The sequence below is a fragment of the Kitasatospora sp. NPDC092039 genome, assembly GCF_044756065.1.
Lineage (GTDB): Bacteria > Actinomycetota > Actinomycetes > Streptomycetales > Streptomycetaceae > Kitasatospora.
Genome location: NZ_JBIVSD010000002.1, coordinates 266,234 through 292,146 on the forward strand (window position 1 = coordinate 266,234; position 25,913 = coordinate 292,146).

Consider the following 25,913-nt stretch of genomic DNA (forward strand, 5'->3'; position numbering starts at 1 on the left):
GGGGGGGGGGGGGCCGCGCCGCCCCCCCCCCCCCGCGCCCCCCCCCCGGGGGGGGGGGGCGGGGGGCCGGGGGGGGGGGGGCCGCCGGCCCCGCCCCCCCCCCCCCCCCGACGCAGGGGCCTCTGGGCCGCTTTGACCGCTTGGCTGGCCAGGAGGTAGCGCAGACGGGGGGCGCCGGCCTCCGCGGCCGCCGACTCCTGTGCCTGCTCAGGCCTTGCGTGCCTCGATGAGGGTCCTGGAGGAGTGGGCGAGGAAGAGGCCCTCAGCCTGGATCTTCTCGTGCAGCTCGTGCAGGCGGCCGCGGTACTGCTCGACCGTGAAACCGGGCACCGTCCAGATCACCTTGCGCAGGAAGTAGATCACGGCGCCGACGTCGAAGAACTCCATCCTCAGCCGCTCGGTGCGCACATCGACGATCTCCAGCCCGGCGGCCTTCGCCGCCGCGGTCTCGTCGTCGGGGTGCCGCTTCCGGCGTGCCTCGGGTTGCGGCCCCAGGAAGTACTCCACCAGCTCCCACACGCTCGCAGGCCCGACGTGCTGGGCGAAGTACGTCCCACCCGGTCGCAGCACCCGCGCGATCTCGGACCACCACACCGTCGCGGGATGCCGACTGGTCACCAGGTCGAACGCCTCATCGGCGAACGGCAACGGCGGCTCGTCCGGGTCGGCCACGACCGCCGCCCCGAGCGGGTGCAGCAGCCTGGTCGCCTTGGCCACGTTCGGCGGCCAGGACTCCGTAGCGACCATCGTCGGCGGCAGCTTCTCCGCCCCGGCCAGAACCTCCCCGCCACCGGTCTGGATGTCGAGCGCCGCCGACACCACCGCGAGCCGCCGACTCATCGCCCGCTGATAACCCCACGACGGGCGCTGCTCGGTCGCCCGGCCATCCAGCCAGGAGAAGTCCCAGCCTTCCACGGAAGCCGACTCGGCTTCGGCGACAAGTTCTTCGAAACCACGAGACATACTCGAAGTATTACGCCCTGACCCGTCCAAACGCCCGCAACATTCCGCCGCGGCCCCGGCGTGCTCCTCCCGTACGAGTCCACGGAGGGCGAGGAACTGCCGTCCACCACGGTCGCCGGCTCGGCCACCGGCAGTGCGGCAGAACCCGAGGACGTGAACTCCCGGCCGCGCGCCCGCTTCACGCCCCGGCACGACGGCGGACGCGGCCGCCCCGGCCAGCCCCCGCCCGAACTCGCCGGCGACCGCCGCACATTGTTTCGGCCGGACGGGGTGCGGCGTCGCTACCGTCTATCCAGCCCCTGGCCTGGGCAGGCTCGGGCTGAGACAGTGCCAGCGAAAGGGGCCGACCATGGCCGCAGTTCACGAATCCGTCCTCGACGCGATCGGCGGCACGCCGCTGATCCGCCTGGCCCGGCTCGGCGCCGGGATCGCCGCGCCGATCTACGCCAAGGCCGAGTTCCTCAACATCGGCGGCAGCGTCAAGGACCGGGCCGCGCTGTCCATGGTCCTCGCCGCCGAGCGGGACGGGCTGCTGGGGCCGGGCGGGACGATCGTCGAGGCGACCTCCGGGAACACCGGCATCGGCCTGGCCATCGTCGGACGGCAGCGCGGGTACCGGGTGATCGCCGGGGTGGCCGACAAGGCGTCGGCCGAGAAGTCCGACATCCTGCGGGCGTACGGCGCGGAGGTGGTGCTCGCGCCGACCTCGGTGCCGCAGGAGGATCCGAGGCACCTGTTCAACGTGGTCCGGCGGCTGGTCGAGGAGATCCCGGGCGCCTGGCTCGCCAACCAGTACGACAACCCGGCCAACCCCGACGCCCACATCCGGACCACCGGCCCCGAGATCTGGGAGCAGACGGGTGGCCGGGTGACCCACTTCGTGGCGGGCGTCGGCACCGGCGGCACCGTCACCGGCAACGGGCGCTTCCTGAAGGAGGCCTCCGGCGGCAGGGTGACCGTGGTCGGCGCGGACCCGGAGTCCTCTTCGTACGGGGGCGGGGACGGCAGCCCGTGGTTCGTCGAGTCGATCGGTCACTACCTGCACCCCGAGACCGTCGAGGACCGCTGGCCGCAGGCACTGGGGTCGGAGGTGATCGACTCCTACGAGCGGATCCCGGACCGCGAGTCGCTGCTGACCGCCCGCCGGCTCTCGCGGGAGGAGGGTCTGCTGGTCGGGCCGTCCTCCGGCGCGGCGGTCGCGGCGGCCCTGCGGGTGGCGCGGCGGCTCGGGCCGGACGACCTGGTCGTGGTGGTGCTGCCGGACTCGGGGCGCTCCTACCTGTCCAAGGTGCACAGCGACGCGTGGATGCGGGAGTGGGGCTTCCTGGAGGAGGACGGGGAGGGACTGCGGCCGCTGCTCGACGCCGCCGGGCCGCTGGTCGTGGTCGCCGCCGACGAGACCGTGGGCGGGGCGCTGGAGGCACTGCGCACCGCACCCGGTGGCGTCGCCCCGGCGGTGCTGGCGCGGGCGGCGCGCCCGTACGGGGTGGCCGCGACGGAGGTGGTCGGCGCGGTGTCCCGGGAGGTGCTGACGGCCGCGCTCGGGGACGGCGCGGTCAAGCCGGGGGACCCGCTGGGCGCGCTGGTCGGGCCGGCGCTGCCGACGGTCGGCGTCGGGCAGTCGGCGGCCGAGGCGCGGGCGGCGCTGGCGGGCGGGCGGCCCGCGGTGCTGGTGCTGGTGGACGGCCGGGTGGCGGGGCTGCTGCCGAGGGAGGCGCTGGGCTAACTCCCGTCCGCCGGCGCCAGGATGGCGGTGATCACCCGGTCCAGGGCGCGGTCGAACGCCCGGTCCGGATCGGCGGGCGGGCCGGCGGTGGCGAAGGCCTGGGCCAGGTGCGGGAATTCACCGCTCGCCGCCGCCCGGCCGAGGTAACCGACCAGCTCCGCCTGCCACTTGGCGCCCGCGGCCGCCGTGTGCTCGTACTGCGCGAACTGGCCGACGAAGCCGTTGAACAGCGCCATCGCCTCCATCCGGTCGCCGCCGCCGAGGCCGGTGGGGGCGGTGGCGGCGAGGAAGTGGTCGGTGTAGCGCAGGGCGTTGGGGCCGATGCTCGGGCGGGCCAGTACCAGGGCGGGCAGCCAGGGGTGGCGGCGGAAGACGGCCAGCTGCTGGTGGGCGAGGTCGGTGAGGTCGGCCCGGACGTCACCGCTGGGCGCGGGCGGGAGCCGGTACTCGGCGGCGGCCGCGTCGAGCATCAGGTCGAGCAGGTGCTCCTTCTTCGGCACGTAGTTGTAGAGCGACATGGTGCCCGCGCCGAGCGCCGCCGCGACCCGCCGCATGGAGACCGCGTCCAGGCCCTCGGCGTCGGCGATCCCGATGGCCGCGGCGGCGATCGAGGCGCGGCTGTGGGCCGGGCGCGGGCCGCGGCCGGTGCGCTCGGGGCGCAGCCAGATCACCTCGGGGGCGTCGGGTGGCGTGGGTTTGCTGGACGGAGTCGGTTCGCTGGACGGCACTGGAAGATCACCTCGCTCTCCTCATCGTAGATACGTACGTCGTACGTAGTAGGATGCGCTGGCGCGCGCTTCTACGTACGCTGTACCTGGAGAAGGGGCAGAGCCATGTCCGACACCACCCGGCCCGCCATCGAGATGGCGGGCGTGGAAAAACGATTCGGCGCCACCGAGGCCCTGCGCGGCCTCGACCTCACCGTCCCGGCCGGCACGGTCTGCGGCCTGCTCGGCCCCAACGGCGCCGGCAAGACCACCGCCGTCCGTGTTCTCGCCACCCTGGTCGCCCCTGACCGCGGCACCGCCAGGGTCGCCGGGCACGACGTCGTCCGGGGCGCCGAGGACGTCCGGCGCGCCATCGGCCTCGCCGGGCAGCACGCCGCCGTCGACGAGGGCGTCACCGGCCGCGACAACCTGCGGCTGCTCGGCCGGCTGCACCACCTCGGCGCCCGCCGGGCCCGGGAGCGCGCCGACGAACTGCTCACCCGTTTCGACCTCACCGAGGCCGCCGACCGGCTCGTGCGCACCTACTCCGGCGGCATGCGCCGACGCCTCGACCTCGTCGCCAGCCTGGTCACCAGCCCGCCGGTGCTCTTCCTGGACGAGCCCACCACCGGGCTCGACCCGCGCAGCCGGCAGGCGATCTGGGACACCGTCAAGGAGTTGGCGGACGGCGGCACCACCGTGCTGCTCACCACCCAGTACCTGGAGGAGGCCGACCGTCTCGCCGACGACATCGTGGTGGTCGACCACGGCGCCGCCATCGCCACCGGCCCACCGCACCGGCTCAAGGCGGCGATCGGCAGCCAGGTCTCCGTCACCCTGGCCGACCCGGCCCAACTCGCCGCCACCGCGGTGGTGTTGTCCTCGATGACCGGCGGCGACGCACAGGTGGACGTCGCCGAGCGGACGGTCACCGTGCTGACCGTCCCGGGCATGCCCGTCCTGCTGCCCTCGCTGGTGCGCGAGTTGGACGGCGCCGGCGTCGTCGCCGAGGACGTCGCGGTGCGCACGCCCTCGCTGGACGACGTGTTCCTCACCCTCACCCACGAGACCGTCGCCCACGAGACCCTCGCCGCCGAGTCCGCCGACGCCGGGAGGGCCGCCTGATGGCCGTCGCCGTCCATGCCGCTCCGCGACCGTCCGCGGCCGCCCGGCTGGTGTCCGACACCTGGACCTCGATGCTCCGCGTCCTGCTCAACTACCGCAACTCACCAGGGCTGTTGGCCGCCTCGCTGGGCGTGCCGGTGGTGATGGTGGTGGTCTTCGGGTACGTCTTCGGCAGCGCCATGCGGGTGCCCGGCGGCGGTGACTACCGGGAGTTCCTGATGCCCGGCATGTTCGCCATGGTCGCCACCAACGGCGTCATGACCACCATGGTCGGCGCCGCCCGCGACGTCGGGCGCGGGGTCACCGACCGGCTGCGCTCCATGCCGCTCTCCCGCACCGGACTGCTGCTCGGGCAGACCCTCGCCGACCTGCTGGTCAGCGTGGTCGTCCTGGCGCTGCTGGCCCTGGTCGGCCTCGCCGTCGGCTGGCGCGCCCGGCACGGACTCGCCGACGCGGCCGGGGCGTTCGCCCTGCTGCTGCTCTTCCGGTTCGTGATGACCTGGGTCGGCACCGTGCTCGGCCTGGCCGTCGGCAAGGAGGAGGCGGCCGGTCAGCTGTCCGTCGCGGTCTTCCCGCTGGCGATGGTCACCAACGCCTACGTGCCGACCGGCGGCATGCCCGGCTGGCTGCGCTTCCTCGCCGACTGGAACCCGGTCAGCTCCGTCGTCCAGGCCTGTCGGGAGCTGTTCGGCAACCCCTCGGCGGCCGGCACCGCCTGGCCGACGCAGCACGCCGTCCCCGCAGCGCTGCTCTGGAGCGCCGTGCTGCTCGTGACCTGCGTGCCGCTGGCCGTACGGAAGTTCGCCGGCCACGGGCGGTGATCCGCGGGGCTCCGGCGCACCCCTAATGCGCTGGACAGCGGAGCCGGTGTGGTCTTGGGTGGGGCGCCATGGAGTACACCCACCTCGGCCGCACCGGCCTGACCGTCTCCCGACTCTGCCTCGGCACCATGAACTTCGGCCCCCACACCGAGGAGGCCGAGGCCCACCGCCTCATGGACACCGCCCACGAGCGCGGCATCAACTTCTTCGACACCGCGAACAGTTACGGCCGCGACAGCGCGGGCGGCCAGCGGGGCCGTACCGAGGAGATCATCGGCCGGTGGTTCGCCAAGGGCGGCGGCCGCCGCGAGCGCACCGTCCTCGCCACCAAGGTCTACGCCGACATGGGCGACTGGCCGAACGAGAGCAGGCTCTCCGCGCTCGCCGTCCGCAAGGCCGTCGAGGCCAGCCTGCGCCGGCTGCAGACCGACCACATCGACCTGTACCAGATGCACCACATCGACCGGGCCACGCCCTGGGAGGAGATCTGGCAGGCGATGGAGGTCCTGGTCGCCCAGGGCAAGATCGTCTATGTCGGCTCCAGCAACTTCGCCGGCTGGCACATCGCCCAGGCCCAGGAGACCGCCCGCGCCCGCCGCTTCCTCGGCCTGGTCAGCGAGCAGTCCCTCTACAACCTGCTCGACCGCGCCGTCGAGCTGGAGGTCGTCCCCGCTCTGCAGCACTACGGCGTCGGGCTGATCCCGTGGTCCCCGCTGCGCAGCGGCCTGCTCGGCGGCATCCTGCGCAAGGAGCGCGAGGGCACCCGCGACCGCAGTGCGATGCCCTACGCGAGCGAACTCCTCGCCAAGCACCGCGACCGCATCCAGGCCTACGAGGACTTCGCCGCCGAACTCGGAGCCGACCCCGCCGACCTCGCCCTCGCCTGGCTGCTGTCCCGCCCCGCCGTCACCGCCCCGATCATCGGCCCCCGCACCCCGGCCCACCTCGACGCGGCCCTCGGGGCGCTCGACCTCAAGCTGGACCAGGAGACCCTCGACCGCCTCGACGAGCTCTTCCCGGGCCACCGGCCCGCTCCGGAGGACTACGCCTGGTAGGGCGCCCCGCTCGACCCCGGCCGCGTCCCGGACCCGCTCCGGCCGTTCCGGCCCCGCTCCGGAGGACTACGCCTGGTAGGGCGCCCCGCTCGACCCCGGCCCCGCCCCGGCCGCGCCCCCGGCCCGGCGGGGGCCGGGGGCGCGGCCGGGTCGGCGTATCGCCAACCCGCCTTCGCCGTAGCCGAATTGTGCCCGTGGCGAGCCTTGACCGGGGCACCCGGCGCTGATGTGCTCACGGCCTACATGGGCAAGGGTACGGGGAGGCAGATTTGTCCTTGTTCGCCAGACCGCAGCCGGGCTTCACCACCGCCGCCGCCACCGGCGACACCGTGGTGCTGCTGATCGGCATGCGGATCAACCGGTTCTGGGCCGTGCACCACTGGGGCCCGGTGATGTACGCGATGCTCCGGATGCTGTACGAGCTGCGCCGCGCCCCCGAGCGCGGCCTGCGCGGCCGCATCCTGCTGACCGCCTCGCCGCGCACCTACTACGTCGTCCAGTACTGGGAGTCGAAGGAGAAGCTGTACGGCTACGCCCACGCGCCGGACGGCTTTCACCACACCGTGTGGGGCGTCGCCAACCGCAAGCAGCGGGAGGGCAAGGTGCGCGGGCACGTCGGGCTCTGGCACGAGTCGTACATCGTGCCGCCGGGCGGGTACGAGTCGATCTACTTCGACATGCCACCGTTCGGCCTGGCCGCCGCCACCGGTTCGCTGCCGGTGGAGGCGCGGGGGCGGAACGCGGCCCAGCGGCTGGCCTACCGGGAGCCGGCGGCCGGCGGGGCGGGCACGGCCGGCGGGGTCGGCGGGGCGGGCAGGGTCGGCAGGGTCGGTGGCGCGGGCGGATCCGACGTGGCCGGGGGGACCGGCGCCTGAGTGCGGGCACGTCGGGAGTGCGGGCGCGCCGGGAGTGTCGCCGGCCGTGCGGTCGCCGCGCCGTGAGAGCGTCGGGGGATGGTGGATCGGGGTGACGCGCGGCCGCAGGCGCCGGCGCGGCCGCTGCGGGTGGTGCACGAGGTGCCGTATCACGCGCAGTGGGAGTCGGCGGAGCTGGTGCGGGAGATCGTCGACGGGCGGCTGGACGCCTCCGCCGACCCGCGCTGGGGGCAGTCCGGCGCGGCCACCTCGGAGGAGTACGCCTGGTGGTCCTGGCGGCTGTGCGGGGTGGCCTGCCTGCGGATGGCGCTGGCGCACTGGTGGGGCGTGACCCCGACGGCGATGGCGCTCGCGGGCGAGTGCGTGGCGGCCGGCGCGTACCTGCGGGACGGCGAGAGCCTGCGCGGGCTGATCCACGCGCCGTTCGCCGAGTACGTCGAGCGCCGCTGGGGACTGGCGGCGCGGGCAGAGGAGTTGACGCCGGGCCAGGTGTCCGCCGAGGTGGCCGGTGGCCGACTGGTGATGGTGTCGGTGCACCCGTCGATCCGCGATCCGTACGGGCCGGATCCGGTGCGGCGCGGCGGGCACCTGGTGCTGGCGGTGGGCGCCACGGACACGGCGCTGCTGATCCACAACCCCTCCGGGTTCGCGGGGGAGTCGCAGGCCTTCGCGCGCGTGCCGTGGCGGACGTTCGGGCGGTTCTACGCCGGGCGGGGGATCGTCCTGGGCCCGCCCGGGGCGCCGCCGTCGTCCGGGCGCAACCGACCGGCCGTCACTGGTTGTTGTCCGGCAGTCCCATCGGGTTGATCGGCAGCCGGCCGCGACAGAGCGCCGAAACCGGCTTCAACGCCGCGGCCAGCCGGTCGAGTTCGGCGCGCGGGTAGCCGTCCCAGACCCGGGCGGCGGCCAGGTCGGTGGCGGCCTCCAGGCTCTGGTGGCGGATCCGGCCGAGCTCGGTCAGCGCCCCCTCGGCGGTCAGCCAGCCGCGCTCGACCAGGCGCGCGGCGGCCGCCTCCCACTCGGCGTCCGTCCACCCGCGCAGCGGCTGGATCATCTCGCGCCGCATGTCCATCGCGCAGCGGACCACCAACGCCTCGCAGCCGTCCAGCCCGGCCGCCACCAGGGCGGCCACGTGGCCGTCGCCGCGGTGCTCGCGCATCAGGGTGGCGGCCTGCCAGAGCCGCTCGTACAGACCGCTGGGGCGGGGGAGCGCGGCGTTGGCGGCGGCCAGCACCCGGCCGGCGCAGTCCAGCCGGGTGGCGGCCTGCTCCAGGGTCTCGGCGACCAGCTCGACCTGCTCCCTGTCCACGTGCTCCAGCAGCTGGCCCAGGATCGCCGCCGAGGCCTTCAGCCGGGCGGCCAGCGCCTCCTCCGGGCTCGTGCGGCTCCACACCTCCGGCAGGGCGCGCTCGACCATCGCCGGGGCGAAGGTGAAGAACGCGGCGGTCACCGGCGGGGCGTCCACCGCGCCGAGCGGGGCCGCGCGGGTGCCGAAGTAGCCGTGCAGGCGGCCCTGCAGACCCGCCTCCTCGAAGGCGGCCGCGCCCTCGGGAAGGAAGTAGGTGACGGCGTGCACCGGCTCGAAGAGCCACCACAGGGCGCGGGCGGGGTGGACGGAATCGGTCATCGGGAGACCTTCCTCGGACGTGTTCAGGGCTGTGGACCGTTCCAGGGCTGATGACCACGGCGAGGGTGCCGGTAATCCCGGAGCGGATGTGATGACGGTCACGCGGAGGCCGCCGTGTGCGGTCGGCGGCGCCGGCGCGCGGGATGATGGGATGAGGTGCCCGCTCCCGGGCGCCGCCCAGCCCTCGCAAGCCCTCGTACGAAGGTAGTCGGTCATGGCCCAGATCAACCCCAGCATCCTGTCCGCGGACTTCGCCCGGCTCGCCGACGAGGCCGAGGCCGTCCGGGGTTCCGACTGGCTGCACGTGGACGTCATGGACAACCACTTCGTGCCCAACCTGACCCTCGGCGTGCCGGTGGTCGAGTCGCTCGCCCGCGCCACCGACATCCCGCTCGACCTCCACCTGATGATCGAGGACCCGGACCGCTGGGCCCCGCAGTACGTCGAGGCCGGCGCCGGCTCGGTCACCTTCCACGTCGAGGCCGCCGCCGCGCCCGTCCGGCTCGCCCGCGAGATCCGCGCCAAGGGCGCCCGCGCCTCGATGGCGCTCAAGCCGGGCACCCCGATCGAGCCGTACGAGGACCTGCTGCCCGAGCTCGACATGGTGCTGATCATGACCGTCGAGCCCGGTTTCGGCGGCCAGGCCTTCCTGGACATCATGCTGCCGAAGATCCGCCGCACCCGGGAGCTGATCGCCAAGCACGACCTGGAGCTGTGGCTCCAGGTGGACGGCGGCGTCGCGGCCGACACCGTCGAGCGCTGCGCGGAGGCGGGCGCGGACGTGTTCGTGGCCGGCTCCGCGGTGTACGGCGCCGAGGACCCGGCCGAGGCGGTCCGCAACCTGCGGGAGCTCGCCGGTAAGGCGTCGGCCGACGCCTGGTGGGCCTGCGGGCACTGAGCCCCGCCGCTCACCGGTCCGACCGCCGGAAGGCCGGGCACGGGTGGAGGAACGCCGCACCGTGGCGGATGATCGGTGACGGCGTCCCCGAGGACCCCGCCCGGCCCCGCCCGCCCCGTGCGGCGCCGACCCCGCTCCGTCTCCCCGTACGGTGGTGGAACCGCGATGAGCAACCTCGACACCAGGCCCACCCCGACCAGCTGCGGCCGCGAGGCCGGCACCGGCCCGGTGAAGGACCTGCTGACGGCCCGTCAGTTTCCGCTCGGTGAAAGCACCGTGGTCCGCCGGCTGCTGCCCAACCTCGGCCGCCGGATGGCCGGCGCCTGGTGCTTCGTCGACCACTACGGGCCCGACGACATCGCCGACGAACCGGGCATGCAGGTCCCGCCGCACCCGCACATGGGGCTGCAGACGGTCAGCTGGCTCCACCAGGGCGAGGTGCTGCACCGCGACAGCCTCGGCAGCCTCCAGACCGTCCGGCCGTACGAGCTGGGCCTGATGACCTCCGGCCGGGCGATCTCGCACTCCGAGGAGTCCCCGCGCCCGCACGCCCGCCACCTGCACGGCGCCCAGCTCTGGGTCGCCCTGCCGGAGGCCGGCCGGCACGGCGCCCCCGCCTTCGAGCACCACCCCGAGCTGCCCGTGGTCACCGCCCCGGGGCTGCGCGCCACCGTCATCCTCGGCACCCTCGACACCGCCACCTCGCCCGGCACCACCCACACCCCGCTGGTCGGCGCCGACCTCGCCCTCACCGACGGCGCGGACCTCCGCCTCCCGCTCGTCCCCGACTTCGAGTACGCCGTCCTCGCCATGTCCGGCCGCGCCGACGTCGACGGCGTCCCGGTCGAGCCCGGCTCCCTGCTCTACCTCGGCTGCGGCCGCCCCGACCTCCCGCTCCGCGCCCACGGCGACACCGCCGTCCTCCTCCTCGGCGGCGTGCCCTTCGACGAGAAGATCGTCATGTGGTGGAACTTCATCGGCCGATCCGGTGAGGACATCGCCCGGGCCCGCACCGACTGGATGACCGGCACCCGCTTCGGCGACGTCCACGGCTACGCGGGCGACCGGCTGCCCGCCCCGGAGCTGCCCGCGGTGCCGCTGAAGGCCCGGGGGCGCGAGCGCTGACCTGGGGGGCTGCCGCCCACGGGTCGCGTCCGGCGCTTGCGCGCCGATGCGCTCCGGTGCCCCCTCGTGGAAGCGCCTGGTTCGCGTCAATGCTCGCCGACGGTGGTCGGCCGTCCGTCGGCCGCCGGTACGTCGCCGTGCCCTCCCGCCGAGTCTGCCGCCGGGCACGGGCTCGGGTCGGCGCTCAGGAGGACGGAGAGCACGCCGGCGCGGAAGTCGTCGTCGGGGCGCCGAAGCGCGGCGTCGAGGACGGCTGCGAGCCGGGGCCGTCCGGGCCACGACCGGGACCAGTGCTGCACCGCGCATGGAAGCGGACCGCAGCTGTCCACCCACCTCGGCCGGACCCTGCGAAGGAGCGTGTCAGGCGCTGGTGGCCGGGGCGCCCGCGCGCTCCTGTGGGCGCCCCGGCGGCCGGGTGGGTGCGTGGCGCTCATGTCGGCACCGGCTGTCCACGAAGGCCTCGGTTCGAGGGCCGGGTCCCGCCGGGCTCGTGGCGGGACCCGGCCTCGTTCACCGAGAGGCCACTGTGATCGGGGTCAGGACGGCGAGTCCGTCAGGCCGGTGGGGACCTGCCATTGCCTGCGGCGGCCCTTGTTGGTCAGCAGCAGCCCCTCCTTGAAGACCAGGAGCCCGACCTGGCAGGTTCCCGCCTCGTCCATCACCCCGAACGCCCGAAGGGTGTCGTCGTCGAGTTGTTGCTGGAGGCAGGTGAGGATGAACCCGGGGTCGAGCGCGTTCGCGGTGCTCCCGTCGGCCGCCCAGCGCCGGGCGTCGCCGACGTCCGGTTCGCCGCCCCGGAGGGCGTCAAGTTCAACGCGGTGCGGCGCGGCTCCTGCCTGCTGGAGGTCGACGGCCTCGACCCACTGGTGGCATTGGCGGAGGGCGACTGCTACCTCCTCGCCCACCGGCGCGCCTTCACCCTGCGCAGCGACCCCGCGGGCAGAGCCCGTGCCGGCCGCCCCGCTGTTCGCCCGGGCCCGGAACGGCGTCGCCGGGTGGGCGCCGGGAACGACCCCCTCCAGCTCGGCGGCCGGTTCTCCTTCGGGCCCCGGGCGCAGGAACTGCTCCTGGACCGGCTGCCCCCGGTCATCCCCATCCCGGCCGACACCCCGCGCGCTACAAGGACACCGTGGGCCAGGGGCCGCTGCATACCTCACCCGGTGGCGCATCGAAGCCGTCGCCCGGCGACTGCGCGAGGGCCAGGTCAGCCTCGCGGCCGTCGCCCGCGCCGTCGGCTACGGCTCCGAGAGCGCCCTGAGCGTCGCGTTCAAGCGCACCCTGGGCGTGCCCCCGGGCGACTACCGCAGGCATCCGCCGACGGCGGAACCCGTGCGGACCGTGGGCGTTCCTTGCATATCCAGCGTCTGCAACTATTGTCATCATATGTAAGGCGCTTCTGCATTCACCCAGGGCGCCGTACCCCGGCCCTGCGGCCACCGCGGCTCCGGCCGCGGTCCCGGCGACAGCCGTGCCAATCACGGCGGGTCGGCACGGACACGCCCCGGAAGGACCCACCACGCACGCCCGCCCGCCTCACCGCTCAGCCCCGCTGCCGCCGCCCGGGCCCGCAACGCACGACGAGCACCCCACCGCTCCGGCGGGTCCGGGCACCTGGGCGGCCGCCGTCCTCCTCTGCCTCGCCGCCGGCGCCGCCCGCTCATCGGATTCTGGAGCTTCGCCCGCCGACCCGCCCCTGCCCCCCGCGGCTGCTTCGCCTGTGCGAGTGGGCAGAGCGGTCGGTCGTTCGCGTGGTCGGTGGTTCGTCAGGTCGATGAGCGGGGTCGGCGGCCCCGGCACGCGGCCGCCGACCCCGCCCCGTGTCGTGAGGCGTATCAGGACAGGAGGACGGGCTTGAGGAAGGGGCTCGGCGCGCCGTGCCAGAAGATGTCGACACTGTCCCTCGCCCGGGTCACGGCGACGAAGAGCAACGATCGGGCTCGCTGCATCTCCCGGCGGTACCGGGCCAGGTCGGTGCCCTTCAGACGGTTCACGTTCTCGCGCGGCACCAGCCCGTCGCGGACCCCGGCGATGATCATCCGCTGGTACTCGAGGCCCTTGAACCGGAACATTGTGCCGATGTGCACCCCGCTGTCGCTCCTGGGGCCGTCGGGGCCGATCTCCACGGCGGGGATTCCGTGCTGTGCCAGGGTGTAGGCGACTTCTCCCGCCATGTGGTTGGTGGGGACGCAGACCGCGATCTGTTCGAGGGGGATCCGCTCGTCCGGGTGGGCGCTCCAAGCCGCGATGTGTGCGGCGACGGCGCTGCGCTCCGCGTTCCAGTCGCCACAGGGGTGCAACTGGGGAGCAGCGCCGTTGAGGACGGAACGGAACCCGGCCAGGGTCTCCTCGCCGCCGTCGAGGTCGTCGTAGGACTCCCCCGTGAGGACGTCCAGGGCCGAGCGCAGGATCTGGCGGGTGGTGCGATAGCTGAGCGTGAGCTTCGACGAGCGGCCCCGGATGTGGACACCCAGGCTGCCGAGGGTCACCTGGTTCCGGTAGATGCGCTGGTGGGTGTCGCCGACCAGGAAGATGTCGTCCTGGCCGCTGGGGACCATCGCCCGGAGCATCTTCCAGTGGGCCGGCCGCAGGTCCTGTGCCTCGTCGACCACGATGTGCCGGTAGCGGTACCGCAGCCAGCCCGCAGAACCGGCCTGGAGGTGGATGTTGTCCAGACCGCCGGCCTCGTCGCGCTGGGCTTCGATCGTCGCGATCCGCTGTTCGCGCTCCATCTCCAGACGGGCCGCCCGCTCGGTCACCTGGTCCCAGGTCTGCCGTCGGGAACGCTCCAGCCGCTGGGTGAAGCGCTCGGCGAGCTGCCAGATCTCGGCGCGTTCGGCACGACCGATGGTGCCGCGGCCGGCCCGGCGTGCCCTGAAGTAGTCCGCGCGCGATCCGATCACCTGCCCGAGGATCACCTGGGCCCACTCCTCGTGGAGGAACTCGGCGTCCCACGCGGTCTCACCGAGCTCGTCCAGCAGCGCCTGCCACTCCCGTACGGCCTGGTTGTCGTCGATCGTCTGCTTGGAGTTGCCGGGCTCGGCCTCCCGGACGATCCGGAGTGCGAGCTGGTCGACGTGGCTGATGTCGACCCTGGCCAGGAGCTCCTCGCCACCGAGTTCGAGGAGTCGCGAGCGCAGGTCCGCGGCGAGGTTCTTGTTGTAGGTGGTGAGGAGGACGGGCTTGGTGTGCCCCGGGGGCAGCCGGTCGACCAGGTGCTTGACGCGGTGGAGAGCGACGATCGTCTTTCCCGTGCCCGGGCCGCCGCTCACCCGGGCGGGCCCGGAGTAGGTGCGTTCGACCAACTTGGCCTGGGTGGGGTGGAGGAAGACCTTCCACCGCCCGAAGTCGCCGTCCTTCAGGACCTCCTCCAGCGCCGCGTCGGAGGTGGTGACCATAGTGGCGGGTCGTTCGGCAGCGGCCTGGAAGTCCTCCGGGTCGACCGGCTCCGGCGCCGCGACCGGCGTGGTGACGTGGTCGAGGATGCTGTCGAAGTCCTTGCCGTCGACGATGGCGAGGAGCACTTCCCCGGTGAGCTGAGGGGCGTACTCGACGAGACCGAGCAGTTGGTCCTCGGTGGTGAGCGTGCGGATGACGGGGAGGAGCGGCGCGGCGACCCCGAGGTCGCTCAGCTGCTCGTCGGACCAGTTCGCGAAGAGACCCTGGGGCGCGGCCGGTTCGGTGCGGGGAGCTGTCGCGGGCCGGACCGGGGCGAGGCCGCGAAGGATGCTCTCCTCCACCACCTGGAGGTCGACGTACTCGATACCGCCGGTGATGTGGTTGATCCCGTAGGCGAGCCGGTCGAGGTTCTCGTAGACGTCCTTGCGGTGCTTGACCGCGACGATAAGCCAGTCGTCGTCGGCCAGGCGCAGCAGCAGGGCGCGATGGTCGTCGTTGACCCGGGCGGACCAGAGCCTGCTGTCGCCCTTCAGCTGCTGGAGCTTGAGGCCGGTGGCGTTGGGGTTCGCCTTGAACTTGTGCTGGAAGTCGTAGAGGGTGCCCTTGACCGAGCGGGGGAGTTTGAGGATCTCCTTGTCCGCCTTGTCCAGCAGACGAAGGGTGATTCCCGGGGTCTTCATCGCTCTGACTCTCCGTCGGTGGTCGTGCCGTGTCGTCGGTGCTGTGGTTCGGCCGCTGGTCTACGGGCCGAGCCGCTCGGTGAGTTCCCGGGCGTCCCAGCTGACGGCCGGGCGGACGTCCCAGCCGGCAGCGCGGAAGGCCCTGTCCCGGTCCTGGGCTTCGTAGTCCTGCTCTCCGGCGGGCTCGCGCGGGGCGAGGACGATGCCGATCCGCCGCTCCGGCCAAGCGAGTTCAGCCTGCCAGTTGTTGCCGTCGAGTTCGTAGCCGGCCTTCGGGACGGGGGCACCGGCCTCGGCGAGGAAGCGTACGAGCTCGGCCAGCCCGGCCTCGTCCTCGTCGAGGTACTCGATCACCCGGGCCCATCCCGCGTCGGGTTCGGAGATCGCGGCGGAGGCCGGTGCCTCGGTCGACGGCACCGGGTCGACGGGGGGTGCGACGGGGGCCGGGCGCTCGGCGATCGGAATCTCGGGTTCCTCCGTCGGACCAGGCGGCTGCTTCGCCGGGGTCTGCCGGCTCGACTCCAGCCACCCCCTGCCGCCGCTCACCGCCAGAACCTCGACGGAGAAACCGTCGAGGAGATTGGTCGTGAGCTGGACGCTGTCACCGCCGCCGTGTTCCAGGAACTGCAGCAGGTTGGTCCAGAACAGCCACGAACGCCAGCGCCGCTTGTGCGCCGGTTCGTCGTCGTGGACGTGTGCGCCGTCGTCGAGGACGGCGAGCGCGCTCCAGACCGGCGGCTTGCGGCGCCCGTCGGCGGCCAGGACCAGCCGGAGGCCCGAGCCGTCCGGCACGGTGATGACCTGCACCGGTCCCCGGGGACCGGCAGGTGCTCCGCCGGACAGGGCCGCGCGTACCTGCGATCCGACCGTGTCGACCGCGAGCGCGGCGGCGCATGCTCCCGTGACACCGGTCAGCCCTGCCACGGCGGCCTCCGCGCGCCACTGCCAGCGGGCTGCGTCCGGCGAGCGCAGGTAGGCGAGCAGCAGGTGCGCCGGGTTGACCCAGACGGTCTCGGAGAGCTCGCCCGGGAGGCTGCCGCGAACGTTGGCGTAGTACTTCCGGGCCCGCTCCTCCCCGTCGCCGCCCGAACCGTAGGGACGCCAGACCGGGGCAGCCGGCCCGCCGCCGGCGTGGCCGTTGTCGGTGACGAGGCGGCGCCAGTCCTTGACGTCGAAGTAGGTCAGCTGGAAGACGCGCAGGCCGTCCGCCCGGAGCCGGGCGCGCTTCACGGCGTCGTCCGCCAGCCGGTTGTGCCGCGGGCCGGCGTGGTACTCGTAGCCGTCGAGGTACACCGCGAGGCGCGGGCCGGGGGCGTCGAGCCGCTCGAAGAGGACGTCCGGGCGGGTACCGTCCAGAGTCCTCTGCTGGGAGACCCGCCAGCTCACGGTGGAACCGTCCTGGCCGGTCAGGCGGAGTTCGAGCGAGTAGGTGCCCGCCGAGGTCGTGTAGGCGTCCGCGCTCGCGCGGGACTCGGGCAACCGGGCCCACTCCCTGAGGGTGTCGACGAACATGATCTCGAGATCGCTCTCGGCCTGCTGCTCCAGGGAGATGTGACGGGTGTTCGGGACTGACGAGACCTGCCAGCGCTCCCCGTCCGCACCGAGCAGGTCGTCGAGCATCTGGCGGACCTCACTGCGGCTGACCTTGTCGTAGTCCGTGGCCGGCACGCGGCGCAGCAGGCAGCGGTGGCAGCCGTCCTGCCCCTTCTCCAAGCAGGCGCAGCTCTCGATGACCTCACGCGCCCTGAGCAGGACTTCCTTGAAGCCCTTCGCCGCGGCCAGCCGGTGCAGGTAGCCGGTACCGCCCGGCAGGCGGTCGTAGACGACCAGGAAGCGCCGGGGCCAGTCGGAGTCGGTTCCGTCGGGCATGGAGGCGGTCGCGATGTCGATGTGGTCCGGATCGCCGCCGTATCGTGCGGCTATGCCGACGAACAGCGCGGCGGTGAAGGACGCCAGGCGCTCCTTCGCCCGTGCGACGGAGGCGGGCAGCAGGATCCGCACGGTCTCGGTGGTCAACTCGTGGGCGAGCAGCAGGGGTACGTCCTGCGGCTCGGTCCGGCCGGGTCCGGCGTCCTGCGGCGCCCGCCGACGGGGGCACCAGATCAGGTGATGGGCGCCGGCCTTGGAAGGAGCGCTGAGCGACTGGGTGAGCGCGTCAGCCGGAGTGTCCACAACGGGGCGACCGTCTGCCGTCGCCCCTCCGCAACTCGTGCAGACGAAGAAGGGATTGAGACGGACGTCCTCACCCGCCACGGGCACGGTGCTGCTGCCGTCCTGGCGGTCGATGCCCAGATTGAGGGTTCTCACGACCGCGCGGCGGGCGAAGTCCACCCCGAAGGTCGCCTTGTCGTGGCGCCACGAGCCGGGGGCGAGCTGGTCCGGGTCGATGTCGACGGTGGTGAGGATCGAGTGGCGCCGGTAGCCCCGTTCGTCCCTGTCGTCACGGACCCTGGCGTCGTCCCGCTTGTCGCGGGCCACCACCTGCCGCGGTTGGAGCACGTACTGCACGCACCCGGCGTCCGCGATCGCACGACCGCCGCAGCGCGGGCACGGAGCGGTGTCGGTGAGTGCGTCTTCGGTGCGGACGAACCCGCAGGACGGGCAGAGCCGCCAGACGGACCAGGCCCGTCGCTCCGGGCTGCCGATGTCCAGGGCGCGCACCACGTGCCGGTAGCCGTTGACGTAGAAGCTGCTGCCGGGCGCGAGTTCGGTGAGGGCGAGTCGGCGGGAGCGGTCGTAGCTGCGGACCTCGCTGCGGTAGACCCGGGGGTCGCCGCCCGCCGAGTCCCCCGGGTCCGCGGCGGCTCCATCCGGCTCGGAGGGGTCCTCCCGCCAGTAGAGGGTGGCTTCGAGCGTGGTGGTCGTGTCGGCGAGGCTGTAGTTCGGCAGCAGCCCGAGCTCGACCAGCGTGCCGTGGGCGCTCGCCCGGTTCAGGGTGCCCAGGAGATCGGCGGTGCTGCGCAGTTCGGCGCGCAGCTGCCGCCGTTCGCGGTCCTGCTCCTGGTCGGTCGGAACCAGGGTGTCGACGGCCTTGTTGATGACCGCGAGGCGTCGTTTCAGCTCCTCGCGGCGGAGTACCCAGGCCTCCTCGGCCTCCTGAAGGGAGCGGGCGATGCCCTCGGTGGCGTAGGAGCGCAGCTCGTCGGCGGCGTGGCCGGACACGCCGGAGTCGTCGTCCGGCCCGGTCCCGCGCGGGAAGAGCGCCAGAAAGTCCTCCACCAGGGTCTTGCCGTGGGTGAGGGCCGCGTCGGCCAGGTCCTGGCACCAGCCGGTTGTGCCGAACAGGGCGGACACCAGCCTGGGCACGGGCTGCAGCTGTTCGCCGTCAGCGGTGGTCAGTTCGCCGGCGGCGGCCAGGTCGAGCAGTCGTGCCGTGTACTGGCGGCGGAGGATCTCGACGGCCGACAGGTAGCAGCCTGGCGGCACGATGTCGCCGGCGATCATCTCGCGCGGATCGTCGAGGTAGTACAGGTCGCGGGCCTGGCGGCCACCGAAGGCGACGACCAGGGCGTTGCCCGTCTTCCGGCCGGCGCGGCCGGCCCGTTGGACGTAGTTCGCCGGCCCGTCTGGCAGGGACCCGAGCAGAACGGCGGACAGGTCACCGATGTCGATGCCGAGTTCGAGGGTCGGTGTGCAGGACAGCACGTTGGGGTCGGTGTAGTGGGTACCTGACCGGAAAGCCCGCTCGACCCGCTCCCGTTCGGGGCGGGTGAGCATACCGGTGTGCTCGGCGGTGACCACGCGGAAGGTGCCGCCGGTCAGGTAGAGGCGCCGGTAGTAGTCGTCGGTGTAGTCGCGCTCCTGGACGCTGCCGAAGCCGGACGTGGTGCCACCGGTGCGGGAGGCGCCGTACTGCGGCGGGGTCAGGAATCCCTTGCAGCGGTAGCGCGGGCACGGATGCCCGTACCAGCGCGTGCGCCGCTCGGGCGGTACGACCTGCTGCCAGCCGCAGTCCTCGCAGCTGACGAAGGCCTTGTTGACGACCGAGTCGTCGAGCAGCCGCACCTCGATGTGGCCGGGCTGGAGTCCGTAGACGCGCGTGGTGCGGTCCGGGGCCGTGCGGACGGCCAGGACCCCCTCGTCGGCGAGCGCGGGAAGCAGCCGGCGCAGGTACTCGGTGGCCCCGGCGGGGTCGAGTCCGAGGCACCGCCTGGTCCAGTCCGGGTACCAGCCGCCGCGGCCCGACACCGTGTCGAAGCAGGATTTGTCCTTCTGCCCGTCGAGGAGGAACCGGGGCGGTGCCACTCCGTCGGGGAAGGCCGGCATGCCGTCCGGGCGGCGGCCCGAGATCTTGAACCGGGTCACGCCCGCGTCCTTCATCCACGGCTCCAGCCAGCGGTGCCGCACGCCGCCGCGCTGGCGGATGCGTTCCAGCAGGCCGCGCACGTAGGCGACGTAGCGCTCGGGCGTCGGCATCGATTCCGCGGCGACCAGCTGGCCCGGCAGGGCGAGGTGCAGGTCACGTGCGAGAGCGGCGACGCGTTCGGGATCGTCCACGACGACCTCGGCGGCGGCTGTCCGCGTCAGCTCCAGGGTGCGCCCGAGCCGCGAGCGCAGGCCGAACTCCATGACGGTGGCGAACGCCAGGCGTTCGCCGATCAGCTTCCAGGTGCGTGCGTCACCGGTGCCGCGACCGGACAGCAGCCGGTCCACGCCGGCCTCGTCGTGCAGGTCCGGCGGGACGACCGCGGCGAGCGTGCCGGGGTCGTCCACCGAGTCCAGGACGTTCCCGATCAAGTCGTTGAGCGGGAGCGGCGTACCGGAGTCCTCCAGGTTGTGCGCCAGCAGCGACCGTAGGGAGAACTTGTAGGAGGCGTTGGCGATGTACCCGGCCCGGTGCGCCGCGTCCTGGGTGGAGTCGTTGAAGACCAGCGTCTTCCGCTCCTCGGGGACGAGGGCGATGTCGCCGCCGGTGAACAGCTGGGTGACGGTCGCCGAGGCGAGCGCCGCCAGGGCCGTACCGAGGAAGCGGATGCCGTTGTCGGTGTTGCACGCCGGACAGCGGTCGTCCGTGGCCGCCTTGTCGGCGGTCTTCTTCTCCAGGATCGCCAGCGCGAACCAGGCGTCCAGCAGGTCGCCGTCGTCGGCGGCGACCGGCATGCGGTAGGTGCCCTGGGCCCCGTCGAGCACGACGACGGAGAGCGGGTCGACACCACCGCTCGCCGGCCGGGAGCCGGTGAGGGCGGCGAGCGCCTCCTGCTTCTCCGCCCTGGTGGCGGAGATGAAGTAGCGGATGCGCCGCTTGTCCCGCCCGAGGCCCGCACGCCAGATCTTGTCGTGGGCCGTCACGAGCCGCTGCGGATCGGCCTCCGGGGAGAGCGCGGCCCACCCGGAGCGACCGCAGTTGCGGCAGTAGACGGCCGGGAGGTGCACCTGGGCCGGGCGAACCGCGGTGTCCGAGCCGGGGAGCGGCGCGGGCCGCAGCGATCCGCCGGACGGCCAGCCGCCGGACGAGGACTCGCCGTCCTCACTGTCCACCGGCAGGGCGGCGGCCGCGCTCCTGCGGGCGGCCGTCCGGTCGTCCTCGTACCAGCGGAACTCCGGCGTACCGCCCAGGCCGCGCAGCACCCTGGTCACCGGCCGGACCCACAGGTGGGCCTCCACGTGCAGCAGCGGGCGCGGTCGTCGCTCGTCGGAGTCCGGGTCCCGTGCGGCGGACAGCAGGGCGACGAAGCGGGAGAGCGCCTGCAGCACCAGCCGGGGGTTCTCCCGCGCGGTGCGGCCCCAGGCGTAGCCGAAGCGCGCCAAGCGGTCCCGCAGACCCCACTCGTCGAGGGGTTCGCCGTTGAGCAGGTTCAGGACCCCGTGAGTGAAGTCGTGGCGCCGGAGCATCCGGCCGACCTGGAAGGCGTCGAGCCCGGAGCGTCCCAGCATCCGGGCGGCGAGGCCGTTCAGGTCGAGCAGCCCGGGATTCGACTCCACGCCCGGACCGCCCGAGGCCGTGATGACCTCCTGGGGGGTCGGAGGCTCGGGAAGCTCGTAGTCCACCGCTCCGGTGAACTCGTCGGCCGTCATCCGTTCCTCGCCGATGAGCGTGTCCGGTGTGAACGGCATCCCGAACACCTGGGCGGCGACGTCAAGGATGCCGCCGGCCTGCGCACCGGGACGGCCTTCGCCGAGGGTGGCCGAGGTGGCCACCGGGCAGATCGACCCGAGCGGGCTGCCCGGGCGGGTGGCCCCGACGGTGGCGGCCAAGCGACGCAGCAGCATGGCGACATCGGTGCCCTGCGCCCCGTCGTAGGTGTGGAACTCGTCCAGGACCACGTGGGTGATCTGGGCGCCCTCCCACAGCGGGCGGTCCTCGCCGCGCTGGAGGAGCAGGTCGAGCATCTTGTAGTTGGTGATCAGCACGTCCGGCGGCGAGACCCGCATCTCCTCACGGCGCGTCATCACCCGGCGGAAGTCGGTGTCCGGACGGTCGCCGATGTAGAGCCCGGCTGTGACCTCCGCCAGCTCCGGCTGCGCCAGGTAGTCCCCGATGCGCCCGGCCTGGTCGGTCGCCAGGGCGTTCATCGGGTACAGCAGGACGGCCTTGACCCCTCGCCGCCCGCGCGCCTTCTCCCGGCGGCAGTGGTCGAGGACGGGGACGAGGAACGACTCGGTCTTGCCCGAGCCGGTGCCCGTCGTCACCAGCGTCGGCAGGGCCGGGCCGTGCAGGGTGCTCAGCCGCTCCCACGCCCTGGCCTGGTGGCGGTACGGCGGGAAGCCGGGCCGCCACTCCAGGTGCCGCTGCCAGCCCTCGTCCGCGACGTGGAACGGCGTCCTGATCCGCAGGTAGGGCCCGCGGAAGATCCCGGTCTCCGGGTGACCGAGGAAGCGTTCGAGTGCGCCGCGGGTGTCCTCGTCCGCGAGGGCGTACGTCGTCGTGAGGTACTGCGTCAGACTGCCGCGCAGCTGCGCGGCGGCCAGGGTAGGCCTCACGGCGGACTCCTTACTTCGTGCAGTGACCGGTGATCACCACCAACCTAGCGGGGACCACCGACGAATTGATCCCGTCCCCCGGAATCGGTGGACGGGATCGTCTTCGTACACGGCGCGCCGAGCTCAGCAGGTGAGGCCGGGAACCGCTGCTTCCGCCGTGATCCGCCACGCCGGGACGCGAACCGCCCGGGCGACCGCAGCTGTTTTGGCGCCCCGGCCGCCCGAGGGGAGCCCTACGAGAAGATCGCAGCGGACGTGCATCAGCCGTCGGTGGCGACTTGGGTCCTCGCCCTCCGACGGGCCTTCGTCGATCAGGACCGCGACGTTCTCCTCGTCTCCCGTGGCCACGTTGTGCATCGTGAGTACGAAGTCGACCGCGTGGCCGCCGACGACGGCCGAGCGCTCCAGAGCGTGGACGCCGTGGTCACCGAGGTGCGCCTGGAGCCGGTCGGCGAGGTCGGTGCGCGTGACCGACGCGGTGGCCGGCGGCCGGGGCACGTCGGTGAGGCGCGTTGCGGAGCCGGCCGTCCGGCCGACCGTCACCAGAGTCGAGCGGTTCGCCAGCTGGGCGGGCAAGCCGGGGTGCTGCTGCCAGAAGGCGTGATGGCCGACCGTGACCAGCTGCGACTTGGCGCGGGTGATGGCGACGTTCCAGAGGTTCACCTGACCCGCCACCCAATGGACGGTGCTCTGCGGAGCATTTTCGGTGGCGACGAGCGTGAGCACCATGACGTCGCGCTGACCGCCCTGGAAGGCGTGCACCGTTCCGACCAGGATACGGTCGTCACGTAGGGTCCGTTCCAGGAGTTGCTTCTGCGCACGGAATGGCGTCACCACACCGATCGTCGCGTCGGCGGGCAGGCGATCCAGCAGTTCGGCGACCACCTGCTCGACCGTGGACACCTCCTCGTCGTTGCGCCAGGAGCCGCCCCGCTCGCCACGGGCGGACAGACCGGTCGGTACATCCAGCCACGAGAGCACCGCTCCGGGCCCGGAGCCGCCGGTGAGATCCACGGCGGGCACCTGCCGCCGGACGTCGGTTAGCACCTTCAACCGCCCTGCGTAGCAGTAGCCGTTGACGACGTCCGCGATCTCGGGGTGACACCGGTAGTGCTCGTCGAGAAGCAGCGCCGACGCCACACCGGACCGGGCCACATCGTAGGAGGAGTGGGTCCGGTAGGAGAGCCGGCGTTCCTCCAGCCAGGCAGCGCTGAGCCCGGCACGCTCCCTGGCCGCCCTCTCCTGCTGGGGAGAGATCGAGGCGATGTGCCCAAGCTGCATGGGATCGCCGATGATCAGCACCCGCTTGGCGCGGAAGAGCAACGGCAGGACCGACGGGACGGAGCACTGGCTCGCCTCGTCGATGACGACGAGGTCGAAGAGCTTGGGTGACTGGTCCAGCTGGCGCACCGAATGGGTGCTGATCGCCCAGCCCTTGACGTGCGCCAGCAGTTGCTTCTGGCTCTTCTGAAAGCCCTTCCGCTGGCGCAGCGCCTGGAGGCGTTGGTTCATTGCCTCCCGCGCCGTGCGCAGGACCTCCGAGGACCTGGCCCGCGAAGCCTCCGCGGACAGCGCGGAGAGACGTGCGGCGATCGCGGGCAGACCGGTCCGGTCGGTCTCGTCGTCCCCGGCACCGTGCCCGGGCAGGAGCCCCCTCAGTTCGGCCTCGGTGGCGGCGAAGTCGGCCAGCACGCCCAGGCTGTCACGCGCCGCGGGTCCGGCACTGGGCCAGGGCACGCCGGCACCCGCGGTCGCCGCCTTGACGAACGCGGCCGCCGCGAGCGACCGGCGCCACCCCGGGGCCAGCCACCGGACCTTCAGGGCCTTGCGCGCCCGGCTTTCCCAACGTCGAAGAGCCTGGTCGTCGCCGCTCCACGCGGCTGCGAGGACACGCCTCGGTACGCCGAGAACCTCTGCCTGGGACTCCCGCAGGCGATGGATCTCTGCCAGGCGCACCTCCTCCAGCACGTGCTGTTCCACGGCTTGGCGCCGGTGGAGGAACTGGGCACGGGTGTTGCGGAGCTCGCCCGCGACGGTGGCCGAGCCCCGTCCTGGCGGTTCCGGGGGACGACGGAGAAGCCTCTCCAGCTTTTCGGCCTCATGGGCGAGTGCCATGGCGTTGCCGGTACGGACCAGCAGTCCGGGTGCGATGGTCTCGCAGCGGGTCGAGACGACGTTGACCGCCTCGTTGTTGGTGGAGGCGACGATGACCGATTGTCCTGCCTGAACACATGTCTCGACGAGCGCGGTCACCACCTCGCTCTTACCCGTGCCCGGGGGACCGGTGGCCACGGTGACGGTGTTCTCCATCGCCGAGCGGATCACCAGCTCCTGGCTCTCGTTGGACGGCCCCGAGGCCACCATCGTGATCGGCCCGGCGGCGCCCGACCGGCTGCCGCCGGACAGCAGGGCGTCCAGCGCCGTACCGGAGATCACCTGCGGGTGATGGGACATGTGCAGGAGATTGTCCACCAGCCCCTGCGTCGCCCTGTCGGAACCGGAGGTGACCAGTAGCACGGCGGTATTGTGGGCACCGGGCCGCAGAGCGGTGTCGACGCTCCCCCTGCTCAGCGCCGAGATGTCCAGCGGCTCCAGCTCCGGCAGTCCGAGCTCCGTCAGCAGCTCCCGGATCGCCCGGAGCATCTGGGCCCCGTTGCCCTCCTGCCAGCTCGGCTGCCAGCGAGCAACGAGGTCTGCTGCCTCCTCCGGAGTCATGAGCTGGGTGAGCACCCCGGTGTGTAGGGACGGTACTCCGCTCGGCCGGAGCGTCAGCCGGCCGGATTCGTCCGGCGCGATCTCCATTTGCTGGATGAGGAGCGGTGCCAGTCGCACGGACACCCGGCTGCGGTCGGCGCCGCCGTCGGTCGGCAGGGTGATGGCCGGGTAGCCGTACCAGAACTCGTTCTCCCGGCCATCCGCGCGCGCCGGTTGCTGCGGCGCGGGGAACGAGCGCTCCAGACCGCTCTGGACCTGCTCCGGGCCGGAGCCGAGAAGGAAGTAGCTGTGCCGTTCTTCGCCTTCCCGCAGGGGGGTCATTTCCGCAGCGGTCTCGGCGGCGATGCAGCTGACGTAGTAGCTGATGAGCCGCTGCCAGTCGATGCCGGCACTCGTCTCGGCCGCAGCCCTGCCCCGGGCCTTGAGCAGTGCGGAGGAGGGAGCCGCGGCCGGCGTTCCCGCTCCGGGGACGGGCGGCAGGAAGACGGGCTGCGCCACGGTACGGGCGAACGGGAGGTTGCGGGTGGCCCGGATCGTGGACTTGGTGGGCCGCTGTTCCTCCGGCACCCCGTTGCGCGCCATCTGCTGGGTCAGGTAGGTGAAGAGGTCGTCGGGAGTGATCCAACCGCTGTCCTTGATCCGGCCAGTGCGCAGTCCTTCGACGATCTCGCCGGTGAAGCGGGACGTTCCCAGAGTCGAACCTGGCGGTGCCATTGCCGAGGCGGTCTGGAGTGCGTCCGAGGCGGTGATGAAGTACACGCCGGTCGGGTGCAGGACGGTGCTTCGCAGGGCATTCGAGGACTCCTGCTCCGCTTCGGTGGGATGGCTCGGATCGGCGCCCTTGGCGGTCCACCCCTGCACCACGGACCCGCTGGAGCAGCAGTCCAGCAGGACGATCTTCGAGGCGGCCCGGCATTCCTGCAGCATTCGCTCCAGGAATTCTGCGGGTACCGCCGTGCCCGGCAGGTTGGAAGGATCCGAGTCCCGTGTCAGGAAGTAAAGCTGGTTGTCCTCCTCGCAGAACTCCCCGTGACCGCTGAAATAGAGCAGCGCCGTCTCGCTCTGCTGCCGTTCGCCGAGGAAGTCCTCGATGGAACGCAGCATCTCTGTGCGGGTGGGTTCGGCGACGACGGCGCACTCGTTGTACATCCCGATCTCCGTGCTCTCCAGGACGGCCCGCATGTAGTGCAGGTCGGCCCGGACGGAGGGGAGATCGTGGTACGTGGCACTGTCGTAGGCCGAGACGCCGAGGAGGAGCGCGTAGCGGTCGTTGTCCATC

Annotated in this window: 16 protein-coding genes and 1 pseudogene; 10 read left to right on the forward strand and 7 right to left on the reverse strand. The window is 72.8% G+C overall.

The window, feature by feature from the left end; translation table 11 throughout:
- Positions 1–207: 207 nt before the first annotated feature.
- Positions 208–963, reverse strand: a complete 756-nt coding sequence (locus ACIQI7_RS04590) for a class I SAM-dependent methyltransferase (RefSeq protein WP_401105077.1) — start codon at positions 961–963, stop codon at positions 208–210.
- A 349-nt stretch (positions 964–1,312) separates the two neighbouring features.
- Between ACIQI7_RS04590 and ACIQI7_RS04595 the strand changes: the two genes are divergently transcribed.
- On the forward strand, positions 1,313–2,689 hold the full coding sequence (locus tag ACIQI7_RS04595; protein WP_401105079.1) for a pyridoxal-phosphate dependent enzyme: 1,377 nt from the start codon (positions 1,313–1,315) through the stop codon (positions 2,687–2,689).
- On the opposite strand, the gene ACIQI7_RS04600 is transcribed toward ACIQI7_RS04595, so the two are convergent.
- Positions 2,686–3,417: a TetR/AcrR family transcriptional regulator gene (locus tag ACIQI7_RS04600; RefSeq protein ID WP_387751045.1), complete on the reverse strand. Its 732-nt coding sequence runs from the start codon at positions 3,415–3,417 to the stop codon at positions 2,686–2,688. The genes ACIQI7_RS04595 and ACIQI7_RS04600 overlap by 4 nt on opposite strands.
- 105 nt (positions 3,418–3,522) lie before the next feature.
- On the opposite strand from ACIQI7_RS04600, the gene ACIQI7_RS04605 reads away from it, so the two are divergent.
- The 5 genes from ACIQI7_RS04605 to ACIQI7_RS04625 all read left to right on the forward strand — a co-directional run bounded on the left by ACIQI7_RS04605 (position 3,523) and on the right by ACIQI7_RS04625 (position 8,079).
- Positions 3,523–4,521 (forward strand): ATP-binding cassette domain-containing protein, encoded by a 999-nt coding sequence (locus tag ACIQI7_RS04605; RefSeq protein ID WP_401105082.1) that lies wholly within the window; start codon positions 3,523–3,525, stop codon positions 4,519–4,521.
- Positions 4,521–5,342 (forward strand): ABC transporter permease, encoded by an 822-nt coding sequence (locus ACIQI7_RS04610; RefSeq protein WP_401105084.1) that lies wholly within the window; start codon positions 4,521–4,523, stop codon positions 5,340–5,342. Before ACIQI7_RS04605 ends, ACIQI7_RS04610 begins: the two co-directional genes overlap by 1 nt.
- Positions 5,343–5,410: 68 nt before the next feature.
- Positions 5,411–6,397 (forward strand): aldo/keto reductase, encoded by a 987-nt coding sequence (locus ACIQI7_RS04615; protein WP_401105085.1) that lies wholly within the window; start codon positions 5,411–5,413, stop codon positions 6,395–6,397.
- A gap of 275 nt (positions 6,398–6,672) precedes the next feature.
- A complete protein-coding gene (locus ACIQI7_RS04620; protein WP_401105087.1) occupies positions 6,673–7,272 on the forward strand; it encodes a DUF4188 domain-containing protein in 600 nt (199 codons plus the stop codon).
- Between the two features lie 78 nt (positions 7,273–7,350).
- Positions 7,351–8,079 (forward strand): C39 family peptidase, encoded by a 729-nt coding sequence (locus ACIQI7_RS04625; protein WP_401105090.1) that lies wholly within the window; start codon positions 7,351–7,353, stop codon positions 8,077–8,079.
- Here the strand turns inward: ACIQI7_RS04625 and ACIQI7_RS04630 are convergent.
- Positions 8,045–8,899: a hypothetical protein gene (locus ACIQI7_RS04630; protein ID WP_401105092.1), complete on the reverse strand. Its 855-nt coding sequence runs from the start codon at positions 8,897–8,899 to the stop codon at positions 8,045–8,047. The two genes, ACIQI7_RS04625 and ACIQI7_RS04630, sit on opposite strands and share 35 nt — an antisense overlap.
- A gap of 214 nt (positions 8,900–9,113) precedes the next feature.
- Between ACIQI7_RS04630 and rpe the strand changes: the two genes are divergently transcribed.
- Complete coding sequence (rpe, locus tag ACIQI7_RS04635) at positions 9,114–9,797, forward strand: ribulose-phosphate 3-epimerase (protein ID WP_387751062.1); 684 nt, start codon at positions 9,114–9,116, stop codon at positions 9,795–9,797.
- Between the two features lie 165 nt (positions 9,798–9,962).
- Positions 9,963–10,922, forward strand: coding sequence for a pirin family protein (locus tag ACIQI7_RS04640; RefSeq protein WP_401105095.1), 960 nt, complete (start codon positions 9,963–9,965; stop codon positions 10,920–10,922).
- 536 nt (positions 10,923–11,458) lie between these two features.
- On the opposite strand, the gene ACIQI7_RS04645 is transcribed toward ACIQI7_RS04640, so the two are convergent.
- On the reverse strand, positions 11,459–11,827 hold the full coding sequence (locus ACIQI7_RS04645) for a hypothetical protein (RefSeq protein WP_401105097.1): 369 nt from the start codon (positions 11,825–11,827) through the stop codon (positions 11,459–11,461).
- Between ACIQI7_RS04645 and ACIQI7_RS04650 the strand changes: the two are divergent.
- Together ACIQI7_RS04650 and ACIQI7_RS04655 are read left to right on the forward strand one after the other, a co-directional pair.
- A pseudogene (locus tag ACIQI7_RS04650) lies at positions 11,741–11,983 on the forward strand (cupin domain-containing protein); the annotation flags it as partial. The gene ACIQI7_RS04645 and the pseudogene ACIQI7_RS04650 overlap by 87 nt on opposite strands.
- On the forward strand, positions 11,871–12,311 hold the full coding sequence (locus ACIQI7_RS04655; protein ID WP_401105099.1) for a helix-turn-helix transcriptional regulator: 441 nt from the start codon (positions 11,871–11,873) through the stop codon (positions 12,309–12,311). The pseudogene ACIQI7_RS04650 and the gene ACIQI7_RS04655, both read left to right, overlap by 113 nt.
- Before the next feature lie 443 nt (positions 12,312–12,754).
- Here ACIQI7_RS04655 and ACIQI7_RS04660 read toward each other — a convergent pair whose 3' ends face one another.
- The 3 genes from ACIQI7_RS04660 to ACIQI7_RS04670 form a co-directional block, all read right to left on the reverse strand.
- On the reverse strand, positions 12,755–14,998 hold the full coding sequence (locus tag ACIQI7_RS04660; RefSeq protein WP_401105101.1) for a UvrD-helicase domain-containing protein: 2,244 nt from the start codon (positions 14,996–14,998) through the stop codon (positions 12,755–12,757).
- A gap of 60 nt (positions 14,999–15,058) precedes the next feature.
- Positions 15,059–21,919 (reverse strand): DEAD/DEAH box helicase, encoded by a 6,861-nt coding sequence (locus ACIQI7_RS04665; protein WP_401105103.1) that lies wholly within the window; start codon positions 21,917–21,919, stop codon positions 15,059–15,061.
- Between the two features lie 123 nt (positions 21,920–22,042).
- On the reverse strand, positions 22,043–25,912 hold the full coding sequence (locus ACIQI7_RS04670) for an AAA domain-containing protein (protein ID WP_401105105.1): 3,870 nt from the start codon (positions 25,910–25,912) through the stop codon (positions 22,043–22,045).
- Position 25,913 lies beyond the last annotated feature (1 nt).

Coding starts and splice junctions, on each gene's coding strand:
- ACIQI7_RS04630 (WP_401105092.1), bottom strand. CDS start 8,899: ATGACCGATTCCGTCCACCCCGCCCGCGCCCTGTGGTGGCTCTTCGAG.
- ACIQI7_RS04625 (WP_401105090.1), top strand. CDS start 7,351: ATGGTGGATCGGGGTGACGCGCGGCCGCAGGCGCCGGCGCGGCCGCTG.
- ACIQI7_RS04670 (WP_401105105.1), bottom strand. CDS start 25,912: ATGGACAACGACCGCTACGCGCTCCTCCTCGGCGTCTCGGCCTACGAC.
- ACIQI7_RS04605 (WP_401105082.1), top strand. CDS start 3,523: ATGTCCGACACCACCCGGCCCGCCATCGAGATGGCGGGCGTGGAAAAA.
- ACIQI7_RS04660 (WP_401105101.1), bottom strand. CDS start 14,998: ATGAAGACCCCGGGAATCACCCTTCGTCTGCTGGACAAGGCGGACAAG.
- ACIQI7_RS04610 (WP_401105084.1), top strand. CDS start 4,521: ATGGCCGTCGCCGTCCATGCCGCTCCGCGACCGTCCGCGGCCGCCCGG.
- ACIQI7_RS04615 (WP_401105085.1), top strand. CDS start 5,411: ATGGAGTACACCCACCTCGGCCGCACCGGCCTGACCGTCTCCCGACTC.
- ACIQI7_RS04640 (WP_401105095.1), top strand. CDS start 9,963: ATGAGCAACCTCGACACCAGGCCCACCCCGACCAGCTGCGGCCGCGAG.
- ACIQI7_RS04590 (WP_401105077.1), bottom strand. CDS start 963: ATGTCTCGTGGTTTCGAAGAACTTGTCGCCGAAGCCGAGTCGGCTTCC.
- rpe (WP_387751062.1), top strand. CDS start 9,114: ATGGCCCAGATCAACCCCAGCATCCTGTCCGCGGACTTCGCCCGGCTC.
- ACIQI7_RS04595 (WP_401105079.1), top strand. CDS start 1,313: ATGGCCGCAGTTCACGAATCCGTCCTCGACGCGATCGGCGGCACGCCG.